At 44.9% G+C, this 16,913-nt stretch carries 11 protein-coding genes, 20 tRNA genes, 1 rRNA gene and 1 riboswitch; of the genes, 1 reads left to right on the top strand and 31 read right to left on the bottom strand.

Annotated elements, in window-relative coordinates:
* Positions 1–353: 353 nt before the first annotated feature.
* Genes CFS04_RS06815 through CFS04_RS06790 form a run of 6 tightly spaced genes read right to left on the bottom strand, consistent with a single transcriptional unit; the run spans position 354 to position 7,061 of the window.
* Entirely contained in the window at positions 354–896 is a 543-nt protein-coding gene (locus tag CFS04_RS06815; RefSeq protein WP_088809859.1) for a GNAT family N-acetyltransferase, read from the bottom strand.
* Between the two features lie 21 nt (positions 897–917).
* Positions 918–2,336, bottom strand: coding sequence for an o-succinylbenzoate--CoA ligase (locus tag CFS04_RS06810; protein WP_088809858.1), 1,419 nt, complete (start codon positions 2,334–2,336; stop codon positions 918–920).
* Positions 2,333–3,148 carry a 1,4-dihydroxy-2-naphthoyl-CoA synthase gene (gene menB / locus CFS04_RS06805; protein ID WP_088809857.1) on the bottom strand — a complete coding sequence of 272 codons (816 nt, stop codon included), beginning with the start codon at positions 3,146–3,148 and terminating at the stop codon, positions 2,333–2,335. Before menB ends, CFS04_RS06810 begins: the two co-directional genes overlap by 4 nt.
* Before the next feature lie 12 nt (positions 3,149–3,160).
* Positions 3,161–3,940 (bottom strand): 2-succinyl-6-hydroxy-2,4-cyclohexadiene-1-carboxylate synthase, encoded by a 780-nt coding sequence (gene menH / locus CFS04_RS06800; protein WP_088809856.1) that lies wholly within the window; start codon positions 3,938–3,940, stop codon positions 3,161–3,163.
* On the bottom strand, positions 3,937–5,673 hold the full coding sequence (gene menD, locus CFS04_RS06795) for a 2-succinyl-5-enolpyruvyl-6-hydroxy-3-cyclohexene-1-carboxylic-acid synthase (protein WP_088809855.1): 1,737 nt from the start codon (positions 5,671–5,673) through the stop codon (positions 3,937–3,939). The genes menH and menD overlap by 4 nt, the downstream gene beginning before the upstream one ends.
* Entirely contained in the window at positions 5,670–7,061 is a 1,392-nt protein-coding gene (locus CFS04_RS06790; RefSeq protein WP_088809854.1) for an isochorismate synthase MenF, read from the bottom strand. Before CFS04_RS06790 ends, menD begins: the two co-directional genes overlap by 4 nt.
* A gap of 149 nt (positions 7,062–7,210) precedes the next feature.
* Here CFS04_RS06790 and CFS04_RS06785 point away from each other — a divergent pair, with 149 nt between their 5' ends.
* Positions 7,211–8,146: a 1,4-dihydroxy-2-naphthoate polyprenyltransferase gene (locus CFS04_RS06785; RefSeq protein WP_088809853.1), complete on the top strand. Its 936-nt coding sequence runs from the start codon at positions 7,211–7,213 to the stop codon at positions 8,144–8,146.
* A 65-nt stretch (positions 8,147–8,211) separates the two neighbouring features.
* On the opposite strand, the gene CFS04_RS06780 is transcribed toward CFS04_RS06785, so the two are convergent.
* The 25 genes from CFS04_RS06780 to rrf form a co-directional block, all read right to left on the bottom strand.
* Complete coding sequence (locus CFS04_RS06780) at positions 8,212–10,056, bottom strand: bifunctional homocysteine S-methyltransferase/methylenetetrahydrofolate reductase (protein ID WP_088809852.1); 1,845 nt, start codon at positions 10,054–10,056, stop codon at positions 8,212–8,214.
* Entirely contained in the window at positions 10,053–11,174 is a 1,122-nt protein-coding gene (locus tag CFS04_RS06775) for a PLP-dependent transferase (RefSeq protein WP_088809851.1), read from the bottom strand. Before CFS04_RS06775 ends, CFS04_RS06780 begins: the two co-directional genes overlap by 4 nt.
* Before the next feature lie 17 nt (positions 11,175–11,191).
* Positions 11,192–13,489, bottom strand: coding sequence for a 5-methyltetrahydropteroyltriglutamate--homocysteine S-methyltransferase (metE, locus tag CFS04_RS06770; protein ID WP_088809850.1), 2,298 nt, complete (start codon positions 13,487–13,489; stop codon positions 11,192–11,194).
* A gap of 89 nt (positions 13,490–13,578) precedes the next feature.
* A riboswitch (SAM riboswitch) is annotated at positions 13,579–13,686 on the bottom strand.
* 55 nt (positions 13,687–13,741) lie between these two features.
* The gene (locus CFS04_RS06765; RefSeq protein ID WP_088809849.1) at positions 13,742–14,896 is read right to left on the bottom strand and encodes an MFS transporter; all 1,155 of its coding nucleotides are present in this window, start codon (positions 14,894–14,896) and stop codon (positions 13,742–13,744) included.
* 70 nt (positions 14,897–14,966) lie between these two features.
* Positions 14,967–15,038: transfer RNA gene (locus tag CFS04_RS06760), tRNA-Glu, on the bottom strand.
* Positions 15,039–15,042: 4 nt separating this feature from the next.
* A tRNA-Ser gene (locus tag CFS04_RS06755) sits at positions 15,043–15,133 on the bottom strand.
* Positions 15,134–15,148: 15 nt separating this feature from the next.
* Positions 15,149–15,221 (bottom strand) — tRNA-Asn (locus CFS04_RS06750).
* 6 nt (positions 15,222–15,227) lie between these two features.
* Positions 15,228–15,301, bottom strand: a tRNA-Ile gene (locus tag CFS04_RS06745).
* 5 nt (positions 15,302–15,306) lie between these two features.
* Positions 15,307–15,377: transfer RNA gene (locus CFS04_RS06740), tRNA-Gly, on the bottom strand.
* A gap of 16 nt (positions 15,378–15,393) precedes the next feature.
* Positions 15,394–15,466 (bottom strand) — tRNA-Phe (locus CFS04_RS06735).
* Positions 15,467–15,469: 3 nt separating this feature from the next.
* Positions 15,470–15,545: transfer RNA gene (locus CFS04_RS06730), tRNA-Asp, on the bottom strand.
* Between the two features lie 4 nt (positions 15,546–15,549).
* Positions 15,550–15,623 (bottom strand) — tRNA-Met (locus tag CFS04_RS06725).
* A gap of 41 nt (positions 15,624–15,664) precedes the next feature.
* Positions 15,665–15,754 (bottom strand) — tRNA-Ser (locus CFS04_RS06720).
* Positions 15,755–15,780: 26 nt separating this feature from the next.
* Positions 15,781–15,854 (bottom strand) — tRNA-Ile (locus CFS04_RS06715).
* Positions 15,855–15,866: 12 nt separating this feature from the next.
* Positions 15,867–15,940, bottom strand: a tRNA-Met gene (locus CFS04_RS06710).
* Between the two features lie 27 nt (positions 15,941–15,967).
* Positions 15,968–16,043, bottom strand: a tRNA-Ala gene (locus tag CFS04_RS06705).
* A 19-nt stretch (positions 16,044–16,062) separates the two neighbouring features.
* Positions 16,063–16,139, bottom strand: a tRNA-Pro gene (locus tag CFS04_RS06700).
* Positions 16,140–16,148: 9 nt separating this feature from the next.
* A tRNA-Arg gene (locus CFS04_RS06695) sits at positions 16,149–16,222 on the bottom strand.
* Between the two features lie 10 nt (positions 16,223–16,232).
* A tRNA-Leu gene (locus tag CFS04_RS06690) sits at positions 16,233–16,321 on the bottom strand.
* Positions 16,322–16,338: 17 nt separating this feature from the next.
* Positions 16,339–16,413, bottom strand: a tRNA-Gly gene (locus tag CFS04_RS06685).
* Positions 16,414–16,424: 11 nt separating this feature from the next.
* Positions 16,425–16,506 (bottom strand) — tRNA-Leu (locus tag CFS04_RS06680).
* Between the two features lie 6 nt (positions 16,507–16,512).
* A tRNA-Lys gene (locus CFS04_RS06675) sits at positions 16,513–16,585 on the bottom strand.
* 37 nt (positions 16,586–16,622) lie between these two features.
* Positions 16,623–16,698 (bottom strand) — tRNA-Thr (locus tag CFS04_RS06670).
* Between the two features lie 7 nt (positions 16,699–16,705).
* Positions 16,706–16,781 (bottom strand) — tRNA-Val (locus CFS04_RS06665).
* A 9-nt stretch (positions 16,782–16,790) separates the two neighbouring features.
* Positions 16,791–16,906 (bottom strand): 5S ribosomal RNA (gene rrf / locus CFS04_RS06660).
* Positions 16,907–16,913 lie beyond the last annotated feature (7 nt).

The raw sequence follows: 16,913 nt of genomic DNA, 5'->3' as shown, positions 1-16,913 counted from the left end.
TAAAGTGAGGTTGGGTAGTACTCAAGAAGTCCCCCATTGATTATTCATAAGTTTTACATACTCTGACGAACCGTTTAGATTATTTTGTTTTTTCTTGATTGCCTTTTTCTGAACAGCTAAAAATTCGCGCAGTTGTCCCTCCTTTGCTATAAAGTATAACTGTTTATTTAAACTAAAATATAAACAGTTATACTCATAATAACATCAAAAAATATACAAATAGGCTAGTAAAATAGTTTTTTAAACGAAAAATATGTATATTTTATGACATTTACAGAGAATATATGAATCTTTCTTAATCTATTTACTCTATAATAGAGTTTTAAAGAATTAAAAAAAGTAGAAAATATTTTCTACTTTTTTTCGTATTCTTCCAGCAATAAACCGTACACAACATAATCAACAAAGCGACCATTGATAAATTTTGCCTCTTTCAAAATTCCTTCTTTTCTAAAGCCTAATTTTTCAGGTAAGGACTGGCTCTTCTCATTATTAGATGCAATTTTCATTTCAATTCTATGTAACTTAAGCGTGTGGAAGCCATAATCAATTAAAAAGCGTAGCGACTTAATCATCAGGCCTTGGCCTTGAAACGGTTCAGCTAACCAATAACCTATTTCGCCACTCTGGTTGACTTTATCCATTGTATGAAAACTGATAGAGCCGACGAGTTTTCCTTCGTATTCCATCATAAATAAAGTTGGCACTTCTTCATTAACGTTCATTTGATACGCTATATTACGCGCGGTATCGCTTTTTGTTTCAGCTTTATCGCTGACCGTCAGCCAGTTTCTTAAATAACTTTTGGCCGATTTAATCAGTTCAAAATAGTCGTCTACATCATTTTTAGTTAAAACGCGAATGGTAAGTTTCTCATCAATTTGATGTTTGAACATTGGTTTTCCACCTTTCAGCCGCTATTTTAGTTGATGGCGCTTGATTTTGCCAGATGCGGTTTTGGGTAGCTCGGGCGTGATGTGGAAGGCTTTCGGAATTTTATAGGCGGCCAGTTTGGTCTTTAATGCTTCTACTAGGTGCGGCTCGCTGAACGTGGGTAAGACGACGAGGTGTGCGACTGGCACTTCGCCCCATTTGGCGTCTTTTTTTCCAACAACAGCGGCTTCTAAGACGTGTTTATCACTCAAAATGGCGTGTTCAACTTCTGTTGGGTAGATGTTTTCGCCGCCGGATATAATCAAGTCACCCTTGCGCTCTGCTACAAATAGGAAGCCTTCTTCGTCCACGTGGCCGATATCTCCGGTACGAAAGAATTCGTTTTGTGTGGCTTCGTCTGTCGCAGCCGGGTTGTTCAGATAGCCCTTGAAAACAGTTGGCCCACGCAGCCAGATTTCTCCGTCAACGTCCGCCTCATTAGCCTTTTCAATATGCAATTCCGAGGGGAACAAGATGCGGCCTGAGGAGCCGATTTTACGTTTCGCATCGGCCGGGTTTAGCGCAACAATTTGTGACGCCGTTTCGGTCATGCCATATGACTGAACAATTGGAATGCGGCGCGCAAAACAGGTTTCTAGCATGTCTTTTCGAACGGCACTTCCGCCGAGCAAAACAACACGCATGTTTTCGTGGAAAGCCGCCGAACTGTGGGCAAGTAGCCGTTCAATCATTGTCAGAACGACTGAAGCATGCGTCACGTCCCCGCTCATTAGTAGTTTCGTGACGCGCACCACATCAAATTTTTCTTCCAAAAAAACCGGAATCCCGTAAATGACCGAGCGCATCAAAATCGACAGGCCGCTAATGTGAAAAATTGGCACCACACAAAGCCACGCGTCCGAACGTGGGTTCACGCCAAAATTTAGTGCTGAAGCTGTCGCGCTGAAGAAATGGTTCCCGTAAGTTTGCAGAACGCCTTTCGGGTTTCCCGTCGTGCCAGAGGTGTACATAACCGATGCTACGTCATCAAAATCATTTTTTGTGGCAGAAAAATCTCGTGCGATTTGCGCAGCCACTTCCGAAAATGCGTGACGCGCACCGTCTAAATCCACCGAAAAATCAGCAAAGGCATCATCAAAAAGCGTACAAATGGCGCCGCTATCCAAAATCTCAAAATTCATTTCAGAAGCCGTCAACCGATTGTTCAAAAAAACCGGAATGGCGCCAAGCAATTGGAGAGCGTGAATCATCAAAAAAGTTTCCTTGTTGTTTTTTCCAAGAAGCGCCACAAAATCGCCCGGTTTAATGTTCAGGCTGGCCAGTTTTCCAGCGTTACAAAATGCGTCCCCTGCCACCTCTTCAAACGAATATTTTTCTCCGCGGAAAACAAGCGCAGTTTCATGTGGCGAAACCTGCGCTCGTTGTAATAACCAGTTCATCATGGGAATTTCGGGAATTGATCGAAGTCAGGGTCGCGTTTTTCCTTGAAGGCGTCGCGGCCTTCTTTCGCTTCATCTGTCGTATAGTAAAGAAGTGTTGCGTCCCCTGCGAGTTGTTGAATTCCCGCCAAACCATCTGTATCGGCATTAAATGCCGCTTTAATAAAGCGCAAAGCTGTCGGACTTTTCTTAAGCATTTCTTCTGCCCAAGCGACCGTTTCATTTTCCAGTTCAGAAACGGGTACGACCGTATTAATCCAGCCCATTTCAAGCGCTTCCTCGGCCGTATATTGGCGGCACATAAACCAAACTTCCTTAGCTTTTTTATGCCCGATAACGCGCGCCAAGTACCCAGAGCCATACCCCGCGTCAAAACTTCCTACGTTCGGTCCAGTTTGACCAAACTTCGCATTGTCAGCAGCAATTGTAATGTCACAAACAAGTTGCAACACATTTCCGCCGCCAATTGACCAGCCTGCAACCATTGCAATAACTGGTTTTGGAATGATACGAATGAGACGCTGTAAGTCGAGCACGTTTAAACGTGGAATTTGGTCATCGCCAACATAACCGCCGTGCCCGCGCACTTTCTGATCTCCCCCAGAACAAAACGCTTTGTCGCCTTCACCAGTTAAAATGATGACACCAATTTTTTCATCATCGCGAGCCAAATTAAACGCATCAATCATTTCCATCACCGTTTTAGGCGTAAATGCATTATGTACATGCGGACGATTAATCGTTACTTTCGCAATTCCGTTGTGCGACTCATATTTAATTTCCTCAAACACTTTCTCCGTTTTCCATTCAATCATAGAAAAAACCTCCTAAAAATGGTCATTTAACCAGTTATTTATCATTTTCGATACTTCTTCGGGTGCCTCAAGATGAACCGCATGCCCCGCATCTTTCACGGAAACGTACGTCGCATTAGGCAGTAAACTCTGCACTTCCTTGGCAATACGGCAAAACTTTTCATCAAGTTCACCCGCTATAAGCAAAACCGGTATATCAAGCTCTACCAAATCTGCCCAGTAAGAAGGCAATTCACCTGTCCCAACACCAGCTAAACTGTATATAAGCCCTGTTCCCGCTTGACTCAAACGCTCGTCACGAATTTGTTCTTGCTTATCCGCAGCTAACGACTTTTGCGAAGCAAACAAAGGCAAATTTTCCCAGTAAGCCACAAATTCCGGCACACCTTTTTCGGTAATAAATTGCGCCAAGTCCGCGTCACGGTGCCGCCGAGTTGCGCGCTCCTCATCCGTCTTGAGTCCCGGCGAACCACTTATCATAACAAGCCCGCCGTATTTTGCCTTGTTCCGCATAGTAAGCGCCAGTGCAATTCGTGCGCCCATCGAATAGCCAACTAAAACCGTAGGCTTGTCCGCTCTAACAAGCGCGTTTAATGCGGCTTCCGTCGCCTCAAGCGAATAATCATCTGGAACAGCCGAATAAGATGCGCCGTGCCCAGGCAAATCCGGCAAAATTAAATTCGCCCCGCCTAGTTCCAGCTGTCCAAATGTTTTATGTGTCCCCGTAAAACCGTGTAGCAACATCATATCAAGCTTGGCATGACGATTTATAAAACTTAAAAAGAGCTTCATTTTTTCAGGTCACGCTCCACTTGGACCGCTATTTTCTCAAAAAGAGCTTGGTGATGTGCCACATTTTCATGGCGATTTGTGCGCACTTCAATGATGTCTAACCCTTTGTTATAAGCGGCTTTGTCGAGTGCATCTTCCAAATCACATAATCGTGTAATTTCATCATAGCCCGCGCCATAAAGTGCTGCCGTATAGCGAAAATCAAGGTTTGTGGATGTGCCAAATAGCGACTCAAAATATTTCGGCGTCTTCGCCTGAGGAAGAAACGAGAAAATCCCGCCACCATCGTTGTTCACCACAATAATCGTCAAGTTCAAGTTGTATTTTTTGGCCATCAGTAGGCCGTTCATATCATGATAAAAAGATAAATCGCCGATAAGCAAATACATCGGTTGAACAATCGTACTCGCACCAAGGGCGGCCGAAACAACACCATCAATGCCGTTTGCTCCGCGGTTTGCAAGCATCTTCACCCGCTTATCCGTCTGCATGAAATACGTGTCCACATCCCGAATCGGCATGCTGTTCCCAATAAACAAACCCGACTGATCCGGCAGATGCTCCCGCAGCACACTCACAATTTGCCCTTCCTCCAAGCCAGCTGTTTCTTTTATATGGGAAGAAAGCACGTTTTGCGCAGACGCGTTTAGTTTGTGCCACACAGAAAGCCAATTCTCCGGAGCCGCAAACTCCGCCTGAGTCATCTCCTCAAGTAGGAAACGCTCATCGCAATGAATCATATCCGTTACACCCTTCACCGGGTCCCGCCAAGCCGCCCCAGGATCAACAACGAAAGTCCGCACATCGAATGATTCTAGCCAAATTTTCAGTGACTTCGATACCGGCATCGCCCCAAAACGAACGACCATTTCAGGTGCCATCGCCGAACAAAACGCCTCGTTTTTTAGCAGTGCATCATATTGATCCACCACAACCGTATCTTTTTCACCGTATGACCGAAGACCAGACAGCGGATCCGCCAAGATTGGCCAACCCAATTTTCGCGCCGCCTGAACTAATTTTCCTTCCAAATTCTTCTTATCAAGCGGTCCCGCAATGATGACCCCTTTTTTCCCAGAACAATCTGCGAACATTTTATCTAGCGCTTCCTGCTCTAAAACTTCATGCGTATAATAAATCCGCACGTGATGTTTCTTCTTACCCGTCTGTGTAAACGGCGAAGGATCTAAAATCGGCGTTAATGGTTCCCGTAGTGGGAAGTTCAAATGTACTGGTCCCCGCGGCGTTTTGAGCGCAATATCAACTGAACGACTACCGTGCCATTTCGCATAGCGTAGCATCTCATCTGTTCCTTCTGGTATCGCCATATCGACCATATCTTTCACGTGGGTGCCAAACAACTGAATTTGATCCATTGCTTGCGGCGCCCCAACATTTCGCAGTTCATGCGGTCTATCTGCTGTTAAAACAATGAGCGGAATTTGGGATAAATTCGCTTCTGCCACTGCCGGAAAATAATTGGCCGCAGCCGTTCCACTTGTGCAGAGTAGGACAACCGGATTTTTCGAAGCTTTTGCGATGCCAAGAGCGAAAAAACCAGCCGAACGTTCGTCCACATGAACATGAATTTTAAGCGTCGGGTGTTCCGCCATTAAAAGCGCAATTGGAGTTGATCTTGATCCTGGGCTAATAACAGCTTCTTTGACACCTGCTTGAATTAATTCTTCGATAAAAGCAGTTAAATATGCGGTCATTGTTTCTTGGTGACTCATTCGACATTGCCTCCTAAAACACGTAACATCGGTTGAAATTTGACTTTTGTTTCTTGTAATTCTTCTTCTGGAACGGAATCAGACACAATCCCGCAACCTGCGTAAAGCACGCCAAGCGAGTCAATGACTAGCGCTGAACGAATTGCTACAGCGAATTCGCCATCAAAATCCGTGTCAATAAACCCAATTGGTCCACCGTAAAAACCACGGTCACTTGTTTCCTTCATACGAATAATCGCCCGCGCTAAATTTTTAGGTGAACCGCCAAGCGCCGGCGTCGGATGCAGCGCCCGCAAAATTTGCAGAATATTTACATCATCACGCTTTTTCGCATGAACATTCATATAAAGATGTTGGATATCCCGATTTTTTAAAAGAACCGGTTCACTGGAAATCGTTAAGTCATCTGCAAATTGTTGTAAGGTTTCTTCAATCATTTCCACAACATAATGATGTTCTCGTAAATTTTTCGCATCTTTCAATAAAGCATTCCCGAGTTTATCATCTTGTTCTGCCGTTTCGCCGCGTTTGGCCGACCCTGCTACACAAGAAGAGTGGATTTTATCATCAGAAACCGCTACTAATCGTTCTGGCGTAGCACCAAAGAACAATGCAGCACCTTTTTCCATCACAAAAAAGTAGCTATTTTCTTGTGTATCCATCATTTTTTGAAGAACTGCACCACTATCAATTTGTTTGCTAAAACGCAAGCCCATTCTTCTGGATAACACCACTTTATGTAAGTCTTCCGAATCTTTTAGCAGCGCAATAATATCACGCGCATTTTCCAAAAATTCATCCGTTTCTAATTCCTTAGCTGTAATGAGCGAATTCACTTCCATATCTGGACGTTTCGCTTCCATAATTTTTTCCCACTGACCTTTTACGGCTTCCAATTTTTTAAGCTCATCGTCAGGATAAACGACTAAGTTAACCGTTAAAAAAACTTTCTCGCTCTTTTTCGTCAACATAAATAGTGGCAAGTAAAATAATCCATCTTTAAAAGCTTGCCATTCTTTATCTGTTTCGCGTTCTGGATCAAATTTGAACCCACCAAAATAAAGCGGCCCTGTCTCTTTTTCAGTCGCGTTGGTCACCGTTCTTAATTTTAAAGCCTTTAGTTTATCTTCTAAACCAGAAAAAGCATCCTTTGCTTTATCCGCAGCTAAATATTGTTCGGTTACACCAAAGCCAGCCAGTGTTAGCGTCATCTCAGGATTTTGCCAAAAGAAACGCTCGCCAGAAAAGGCATCTTTTGCTTTTTGATACAAAATATGCGGCGCCAAATCTTGTGAGTATTCAGTTACCCAACTCAGAAGAGCAGGTTTATCTTTTGTTGCATGACGTTTCGCTTGTTCAAATAAAGCAAGAGGTAATGTAATTCCCATTTTTTTCATCGCTCCTTTACTAACACTCCTTCTATTATATCAAAAATAAAATCTTCCTGCTCATTTTGCGATTTTGGCTTTATTCATTGACGAAACTCACTATTTTCCCTAAAATGAAGAAAGGATATTTTAAAAAAGGAGCGAATAAAATGGCAGCGCAGGAAAGACAAGTTCTAGCCAGACAATCTGGTTTTAAAAAATGGTGGACGCTACTTCGGCCCCACACTCTAGTTGCCTCTTTTGTGCCCGTATTTTTAGGTACATCCGTTGCAATGCTCTACTCAAATCTTCATTTCACACGTTTTCTCGTGATGCTTGTTGCATGCTTTTTCATTCAAACATCAGCAAACTTGTTCAATGAATATTACGACTATAAAAAAGGGCACGATGATGAACACTCGGTTGGAAACGGCGGAGCCATCGTAAGAAATGGTATACGCCCGGGATTCATTCTTTTTCTAGCGATTACCCTTTACATACTTTCCATTCTAGGCGGCGTTTATTTATCGATGGAACTAAACTGGTATGTTGGCTTGCTCGGCGCAATTTGCATGCTCGTTGGCTACTTATACACTGGCGGCCCGTATCCAATCGCTTACACCCCTTTTGGTGAAATTATGGCCGGATTTTTCATGGGTGGCGTCATAACTTTCATATCATTTTACATTCAGGCGGAATTTATTGGCACACAAATCGTTTATATCTCCATTCCAATCATGGTTCTCGTAGGCAATTTATTACTCGCAAACAGCATCCGTGATTTAGACCCAGATAAAGCAAATGGGCGCTTGACACTTGCCATCTTACTTGGAAGAAGAAACGCCACAATTTTGTTCGCCCTCGCCTATGTTTTCGCTTATGCTTTTGAAATCTCGCTTATTTTTTGGGCAGGCGCGCCGTACTGGACCCTACTCATTTTAATAAGTGCTCCAGAAGCGATTCGTTCCGTCAGACGTTTCATCGGCAGAACGGAACCAATCACTATGATACCGGCAATGAAATCCACATCGAAAGCCATTACGATTTTTGGTATCGTACTCGCGATTAGTTACTTACTAAGTTTGCTTCAAATGAATTTATTTTAAAAATAGGTCAGAAAATCATTTCGCGATTTTCTGACCTTTCGTTTAGCGCAAAAAACAGGCTACATTTATACGACATGCACCTGTTTTTTTGATTTTGCATATTCCAATAATTCGAGCGATAAATCGTAGCGTAAAAATGGTGTAATGATGTAAATCCCGTTAAAATGCGTGCAAATTGCATCAATGATTTCTTTTGAGATTAGCATGCCTTCTTCGTTGCCACGCCCCGCTTTTTCTGCCTCGCGCATTCGTTCGCGGACTTCATTGGTTAGCCTGATACCTGGAACTTCGTTGTGCAAAAATTCCGCATTTCGGCTTGATAGAAGTGGCATGACGCCAACAAAGATGGGGACGGAGATTTCTGCCGCATCAAGCGCCTCTTTTAAGATGGCGGCCTTCTCCACATCGTAAATGGGCTGTGTAATAATGTAGTCCGCGCCGTATTCCACTTTTCGCTGAATCAAACGGACCGCTTTTTCCACATTGAGAACGTTCGGGTTGAACGCAGCTGCGACGTTGAAACGCGCCTTTTCCTTGAGCGACTTGCCTGTATAAGAAATTCCATCATTGAACTTTTTAATGAGTTGAATGAGCTCAACCGACCGTAAATCAAAAACAGAGGAAGCACCCGGGAAATCGCCCACTTTCGTTGGATCGCCTGTCACAGCGAGAACATCATGCAAGCCAAGCTTATGGAAACCCATGATGTGCGAATGCATGCCTACGAGATTGTGATCACGTGTTGTTAAATGAATGAGCGGCTTAATGTTGTGCTCGTGCTTTAAGATCGAAGCAATCGCCATGTTGCTAATGCGCGGCGTCGCAAGCGAGTTATCGGAAATCGTAATCGCATCAACTCCAGCCGCATCGAGCGCCTTTGCGCCTTCAAAAAATTGCGCCGTATCAAACGTCCGCGGCGGATCGAGTTCGACTAGCACCGTGCACTCATTCTTCACTTTATCCACTAAACGAACACCTTCATGCGTGTCTGGCTCTTCAGGAACAAGTTCGATGATGGGACGAACTTCCTTTGTTCGAACTGGTTTAGTTGACCGAAGTCCCGCCCGGAACGCCCGAATATGGTCTGGTGTCGTCCCGCAACAACCACCAATGATGCGTGCGCCCTGCTTGCGGAAAATTTCACCATATTCCTCAAAATAATCCGTTTCCGCTTGATAAATGATTTTTCCTTCCTGCATTTCAGGTAGACTAGCATTCGGATATGCTGCCAAATAGGCGTTATCTAGGAGTGGCACCGTTTCAAGCGCGCGTGCCATATGATAAGGACCAAGCCGACAATTCACGCCTACAACATCTGCGCCTAGATTTGCCAATTCCTGCAAAACATCAGGTAGCTTCTCCCCGTTTTGAAGTAGCCCCGGTTCATGCATCGAAACATTCGCTACAACTGGCAAATCTGTATTTTCCCGTACAATTTTTAATACGGTTTTAAGCTCGTTAGGATCATAAAATGTTTCAAGAAGAATCGCATCCACGCCCTCCAGCAAAAAACAATACAACTGTTCCCGAAAACTACGTTTGATTTCTTCAAGTGGAGCCTGTTCCACTTTTGAATCACTAGCCCCGTTAATGCCGCCAATCGTTCCAAAAACATAAGTCCCTGTGCCGCTGGTCGCTTTTTTCGCCAACCTAATAGCCGCCTGATTTATCCGTTTAATTTCATCTTCTAAGCCGTAACGCTTCAGCTTTATATAGTTTGCGCCATACGTATTCGTTTGGATAATATCCGCGCCCGCTTCAATGTAAGCGCGGTGAATAGCAAGTACGTCATCTGGGTGCGTCACATTTAATTCTTCAAACGAACGGTCTACACCGTACGAATAAAGCAAAGTTCCCATTGCCCCGTCTGCAATTAAAACTTTCTCACTTAAATCTTTACGCAAATTCATGGCCGTACCGCCTCCTTAGAAGCGCATTCGAACGCCGTTTTGAGATCGTTCACCAAATCGTCCGCGTCTTCAATGCCAACTGAAATGCGCAACAGCTCATCAGTTAAGCCGTATGATTCCCGCAGTTCTCGCGGAATATCCGCATGTGTTTGCGTAGCAGGATACGTAATTAAACTTTCAACGCCGCCTAAACTTTCAGCAAAAGTAAAAAGCGAAACACTTCTAAGTAGCGGTGAAATAAGCGCGGCATTTTCAATATAAAAGCTAATCATGCCACCGCGCCCTGGATACTTCACTTCTTTGACTAAAGCATGGTTTTCGAGAAACTGAACGACGCGTTTAGCATTTCTTTCATGCTCTCTAATGCGTAGTGGTAGCGTTTTAAGCCCGCGAATTAAAAGCCACGAATCAAATGGTGACAGCACTTCGCCCGTTTCATTTAAAGCCGTCGCATAAAACTCACCGAGCTCATCACTTCGCACAATGACTGCTCCCGCCAGAACATCATTATGACCGCCTAAATATTTCGTAGCGCTGTGAATGACAATATCTGCCCCAAGATTTAACGGCTGCTGCAAAATGGGCGTATAAAAAGTGTTATCCACAATGAGCAAAAGCTGATGCGCGCTCGCAAATTGTGCCACTTTTTCAATATCCACTTCCTGCATAAGCGGATTTGTCGGCGTTTCAATAAAAATCGCTTTCGTATTCGGCTGTAAAAGCCCGTCAAGCTCATCAAACACTTTTCCGTCCCAATATGCAAATGCAATCGCATACTGCCGTTCAAGCGTCCCAAAATAGCGAAAAGTCCCGCCGTACAAATCTTGCAAACTAATAATGTGGTCACCCGTTTTAAACCTTTTAAAAACAAGCTGAACCGCGCTCATACCAGAACTTGTAGCAAAACCATATTTCCCGTCTTCAAGTTCTGCGAGCGCCTCCTGTAAAACATCGCGCGTCGGGTTTGCCGTCCGCGTATAATCGTACCCAGTACCCACCCCAATATCCGTATGGCGGTAAGCCGTTGAGAAATAGAGTGGCATGTTGACCGCACCAGTTTTCTCACATTTTTTATTACCAATTTGTGCTGAAATCGTCTGCTTACTTAAATTTCCCATCGAGCTTCCCCCGTTCTCTATTTTTCTAAAATGGTATAGGCCTCGCGAATTTCCTTTGTAGCGGAAACCATATCACGAAGCGCGGCAACCGTTTCTTCTTCCTTCCGCGTTTTAAGCCCACAATCCGGATTAATCCAGAAATTTTGAACTGGAATCACGCGAAGCGCGCGCTCAATATTCGTTTTAATTTCAGTCGTACTTGGAACGCGTGGGCTATGAATATCATAAACACCAAGCCCAATTTCCTTATCGTAATGATACGCTTCAAACGTGGAAATAATTTCCCCGTGACTACGCGACGTTTCAATTGAGATAACATCGGCGTCTAGCGCACTAATCGCATCGATAATGTCATCAAAATCCGAGTAGCACATATGCGTATGAATTTGCGTTTCGTCCGCGACACCGGAAGTCGTTAGCTTGAAAGCATAAACCGCATCGTTCAAGTATTTTTCCCATCTCGAACGCTTCAGCGGCAACCCTTCGCGGAGCGCCGGCTCATCAACCTGAATCACGCGAATCCCATTTTCCTCTAATGCAAGAACTTCCTTCCTAAGAGCAAGCCCCACTTGGTTGAAAACATCGCTTCTTGGAATATCGTCTCGCACAAAGCTCCAATTGATGATGGTTACGGGGGCGGTCAGCATCCCCTTCACAGGACGATTCGTGAGTGACTGGGCAAATTTGCTTTCCTTCACCGTAATATTTTCCGTAAAAGCCACATCCCCGTAAATAAGTGGCGGACGCACCGCACGCGAGCCATATGACTGCACCCAACCAAATTTCGTCGCCTGGAAGCCTGCTAATTTTTGTCCAAAATACTCGACCATATCCGTCCGTTCAAATTCACCGTGCACAAGAACATCAAGGTCCAGATCCTCTTGAATGCGAATCCAGCGTTCCGTTTCCTGTTCAATGTATGTTTCGTACTCCGCTTTCGTAATATCCCCTTTTAGGAAAGCCGCGCGTTTTTTGCGAACTTCAGGCGACTGCGGGAAACTCCCAATTGTTGTCGTCGGTAAAAGCGGCAAATTCAGCCATTCGTGCTGGGCTTTAATCCGCGTTTCAAATGGGCTTTTTCGTTCAGCAGAAATGCTACTAAGCTCTGAAAGCTCCGTTTGAACCGCCTTGTTATTCCGATGTTCCGAACGATTCAATTCCGAAACGGCAAGCTCTGCTTTTTCAAGCTCGCTAGACACCGCCTCCGCTCCGTCTGAAACAGCTTTCGCGAGAAGAACGACTTCATCCAATTTTTCATCCGCAAAAGAAAGACCATCGTACAGCACTTTATCCAAATTCGGCTCGCTTTTTTTCGTCACCGGAACATGCAGTAGCGAACTCGCCGGCTGTACAATCAGTTTGTCCTTTTGCACAAGTCGCGTTAAAATTTCAAGCTCCGCACGTTTCGCCTGAACATCCGCCCGCCAAACATTGCGCCCATCAATGATTCCCGCCGCCAAATATTTATTATCTGGAAAACCAAATTTTTGAATTCTCTCAAGCGTCTCACCATGGTCGTGAACGAAATCCAGCCCAATCGCATCCACCGGCAATTTTACAACCGCCTCATACGCGTCCACACTTTCAAAATACGTTTGCAAAATCAACTTCGCATGTGGCGCCGCCGCGCGTAATTCCGCGTACACCTCTTCAAAAAGCGCTACTTCTTCTTTTGCTAAACTCGTCGCAAGAATTGGTTCGTCTAGTTGAATCCATTTCGCGCCCGCCGCATCTAGCTCTTCAATAATCGTTTTATAAAGCGGTAAGAACTTCTGAACTAAACTCGCGAAATCATTTTTATCGGCACCTTTTCCAAGTTTCAAATAAGTAATTGGCCCAATGATGACCGGCTTTCCATCAATACCTAGCTCCTTTTTCGCTTCTAAATAAGCTTTTAGCGCCCTATTCTCTAAGAGTTTCGGCTCCACATCGTCAAGCTCTGGAACGATGTAATGGTAATTCGTGTTGAACCATTTCGTCATCTCAGAAGCAACCGCCGTATCGTTCCCGCGCGCGATGTCAAAATATGTACGTAGCGACACCTCGTTCGTAAAGTTCCCAAAACGCTTCGGAATCACACCAAACGCCACACTCAAATCAAGCACATGGTCGTACAATGTAAAATCATTGACCGGAATAAGCTCAATCCCTTTTTCTTTCTGCTTGTTTAAAGCAGCCAATCGAATCGCCTTTGTTTCAGAAAGAAGTGTATCTTCTGAAATTTTGTTATTCCAAAAATTTTCTAACGATTTTTTCCATTCGCGATTCTCTCCAAGACGTGGATACCCTAAATTTGAACTAAGTACTTTTACCATTTACCTCATCCTCTCTTTTTTATGACGCGAAAAAGCCTCCCTAGATAGAGAGGCTAAAATAATTCGAAAATAAACGAAAAATTAGTTCTCTCTTATCTTTCAAAGCAACATGCTTTGCAGGATTTAGCACCTTTTCAAAAAACTTGAAAGGTTGCCGGGTTTCATCGGGCCAGTCCCTCTACCACTCGTTATAAGAGTTTCATATTTAATTTACATATCAAATGTATTGAAATCATAATACCAAAAATAAATCTATGCTGTCAATCTTTTTTTTGAAAATAATAAAATTCCTCCCAAAATAAGAAGCAGAGCAATCGTAAAATAAAAGCTCCTCGGGCCGACCATAGTAATCAAAGCCCCCGTTACACTCGGCCCCAAAATACTCCCCACACTAAAACACATCCCCACCAAAATATTTCCAGCAGGAAGAAGATCAAGCGGCGTCAAATCCGTCATATATGAAAGCCCAAGTGAATAAAGCGATCCCACAAGTATCCCGAGCACAAAGAAAATCACAATAAAAAGCACACTACTCGAAACAAATGCTGTTAGGAAGAAAACGAGACCACCTAAAAACGTTAAAATCGGCAACACGCGCCCGCGCCCCATCCGATCACTAAAAATCCCAATTGGAACCTGAAACAAAATCGTCCCTACCGAGAAAGCAGAAATAATAAACGTAATCATATACGTTTCAATCCCAAATCTAAGCCCCACAATTGGGAAAGTCGCGTTTAAACCCGTCTCCAAAACACCATATAAAAAGGGTGGTATCATCGCTACCCAAGCAATTTTCATCACATCAGAAAAACGCTTCATACTATCGAAAAAAGAAATTTTGCGAATTTCCGTCCCTTCCGAAATAAATTCATTTTTCAGCGTCAAAATTAATCCCCACGCCAAGAGAACTAACACACCGGAAATATAAAATGGCAAATTAGGACTTACATCCATCAAATTCACAAGCTGCGGTCCAACCGCAAATCCAAGTGAAAAAAACAAGCCATAAATCGCCATATTCCTGCCACGTTTGCTCGGTTCCGTCGTAGCTCCAATCCAAGTTTGCGACGAAAAATGTAGCATATGATCCCCCACACCAATAACAAGACGCAGCAAAAACCAAAAATACAAATTAAACCACATCGGGAACAAAAATAGCGACACCGCAACTAATCCCCCGCCAACCACAATAATCGGCTTAAATCCAAATTTATGTAGCGGCGCTTCAATAAATGGCGACACCAACAAAACTCCAATATAAATCCCCGTCGCATGAAATCCATTCACACTCGAACTAATCCCCATTCCTTCAAAAATAATCGCAATCAGCGGCAACAAAAGCCCTTGTGACAGCCCCGAAATCGCCACTATAACCGTCAAAATCCAAAACTTCCTCCTATTTCGCATCCAATCCAGCCCTCCAATTTCCAACCAAAATAAGAACAATGCCTCTGCATTGTTCTTATACTTATAATGATGACCCGTACGGGATTCGAACCCGTGTTACCGCCGTGAAAGGGCGGTGTCTTAACCGCTTGACCAACGGGCCTTACTGGCGGAGAAGGAGGGATTTGAACCCTCGCGCCGCGTTAACGACCTACACCCTTAGCAGGGGCGCCTCTTCAGCCACTTGAGTACTTCTCCAGTATAAAATATAAACTCCACAGGCAGGACTCGAACCTGCGACCGATCGGTTAACAGCCGATTGCTCTACCAACTGAGCTACTGTGGAATAAAATGGGCCTAAATGGACTCGAACCATCGACCTCACGCTTATCAGGCGTGCGCTCTAACCAGCTGAGCTATAGGCCCAAAAAAGCGGGTGAGGAGAATCGAACTCCCGACAACAGCTTGGAAGGCTGTGGTTTTACCACTAAACTACACCCGCACAATACACATAAAAGTGGCTTGGGACAGAATCGAACTGCCGACACCTTGAGCTTCAATCAAGTGCTCTACCAACTGAGCTACCAAGCCAAATGGCGGTCCCGACGGGATTTGAACCCGCGATCTCCTGCGTGACAGGCAGGCATGTTAACCCCTACACCACGGAACCACGATTGCGGGGACAGGATTTGAACCTGCGACCTTCGGGTTATGAGCCCGACGAGCTACCAGACTGCTCCACCCCGCGATAATAATATTAAATTGGCCCACTTAGTCACAAATAAAAAACGGAGGAAGAGGGATTCGAACCCCCGCGAGCTTTTACACCCCTGTCGGTTTTCAAGACCGATCCCTTCAGCCAGACTTGGGTATTCCTCCACGATATAATAATAAAAAGTGCTAAGTGGACCTTGCAGGACTCGAACCTGCGACCGGACGGTTATGAGCCGTCTGCTCTAACCAACTGAGCTAAAGGTCCAAATTTTAAAGATAGCGGCGGAGGGAATCGAACCCACGACCTCTCGGGTATGAACCGAACGCTCTAGCCAGCTGAGCTACGCCGCCACATTAATAAAGATTTAATTTAAAATTTGGTGGAGCCTAGCGGGATCGAACCGCTGACCTCCTGCGTGCAAAGCAGGCGCTCTCCCAGCTGAGCTAAGGCCCCAAATTATAGAATTTAATAATGGTCGGGAAGACAGGATTTGAACCTGCGACCCCTTGGTCCCAAACCAAGTGCTCTACCAAGCTGAGCTACTTCCCGTAAAATAAGCGCGCCCAGAAGGAGTCGAACCTCCAACCGCCTGATTCGTAGTCAGGTACTCTATCCAGTTGAGCTATGGGCGCAATATAGAAATGGTGCCGAGGACCGGAATCGAACCGGTACGGGTATCACTACCCGCAGGATTTTAAGTCCTGTGCGTCTGCCAGTTCCGCCACCCCGGCATAAAATAAACTCAGATTGGAGCGGAAGACGGGGTTCGAACCCGCGACCCCCACCTTGGCAAGGTGATGTTCTACCACTGAACTACTTCCGCATAAATATAAGTGCGGGTGAAGGGACTTGAACCCCCACGCCTCGCGGCGCCAGATCCTAAATCTGGTGCGTCTGCCAATTCCGCCACACCCGCAAAGAGTGAGCCGTGCAGGGTTCGAACCTGCGACCCTCTGATTAAAAGTCAGATGCTCTACCAACTGAGCTAACGGCTCTTTATACTAATGTATGTAAGACTGATTAAGAAAAAGATGGTGCCGGCTGCAAGAGTCGAACTCGCGACCTACTGATTACAAATCAGTTGCTCTACCAACTGAGCTAAGCCGGCATAAAAATGGTGGAGGTTAACGGGATCGAACCGCTGACCCTCTGCTTGTAAGGCAGATGCTCTCCCAGCTGAGCTAAACCTCCAAAATCATTGCCCGGCAGCGACCTACTCTCACAGGGGGAAGCCCCCAACTACCATCGGCGCAGAGAAGCTTAACTACCGTGTTCGGGATGGGAACGGGTGTGACCTTCTCGCCATAACTACCAGACAATGAA

This window comes from Listeria sp. ILCC796 (assembly GCF_900186175.1).
Lineage (GTDB): Bacteria > Bacillota > Bacilli > Lactobacillales > Listeriaceae > Listeria > Listeria goaensis.
Note: the sequence above shows the minus strand (reverse complement) of the source record. Positions and strands in the feature narration are given on the sequence as shown.

What these genes read in the sequence shown, in the direction of transcription:
- CFS04_RS06815 (WP_088809859.1), bottom strand. Translation starts at nt 896, where the DNA reads ATGTTCAAACATCAAATTGATGAGAAACTTACCATTCGCGTTTTAACT.
- CFS04_RS06810 (WP_088809858.1), bottom strand. Translation starts at nt 2,336, where the DNA reads ATGATGAACTGGTTATTACAACGAGCGCAGGTTTCGCCACATGAAACT.
- menB (WP_088809857.1), bottom strand. Translation starts at nt 3,148, where the DNA reads ATGATTGAATGGAAAACGGAGAAAGTGTTTGAGGAAATTAAATATGAG.
- menH (WP_088809856.1), bottom strand. Translation starts at nt 3,940, where the DNA reads ATGAAGCTCTTTTTAAGTTTTATAAATCGTCATGCCAAGCTTGATATG.
- menD (WP_088809855.1), bottom strand. Translation starts at nt 5,673, where the DNA reads ATGAGTCACCAAGAAACAATGACCGCATATTTAACTGCTTTTATCGAA.
- CFS04_RS06790 (WP_088809854.1), bottom strand. Translation starts at nt 7,061, where the DNA reads ATGGGAATTACATTACCTCTTGCTTTATTTGAACAAGCGAAACGTCAT.
- CFS04_RS06785 (WP_088809853.1), top strand. Translation starts at nt 7,211, where the DNA reads ATGGCAGCGCAGGAAAGACAAGTTCTAGCCAGACAATCTGGTTTTAAA.
- CFS04_RS06780 (WP_088809852.1), bottom strand. Translation starts at nt 10,056, where the DNA reads ATGAATTTGCGTAAAGATTTAAGTGAGAAAGTTTTAATTGCAGACGGG.
- CFS04_RS06775 (WP_088809851.1), bottom strand. Translation starts at nt 11,174, where the DNA reads ATGGGAAATTTAAGTAAGCAGACGATTTCAGCACAAATTGGTAATAAA.
- metE (WP_088809850.1), bottom strand. Translation starts at nt 13,489, where the DNA reads ATGGTAAAAGTACTTAGTTCAAATTTAGGGTATCCACGTCTTGGAGAG.
- CFS04_RS06765 (WP_088809849.1), bottom strand. Translation starts at nt 14,896, where the DNA reads ATGCGAAATAGGAGGAAGTTTTGGATTTTGACGGTTATAGTGGCGATT.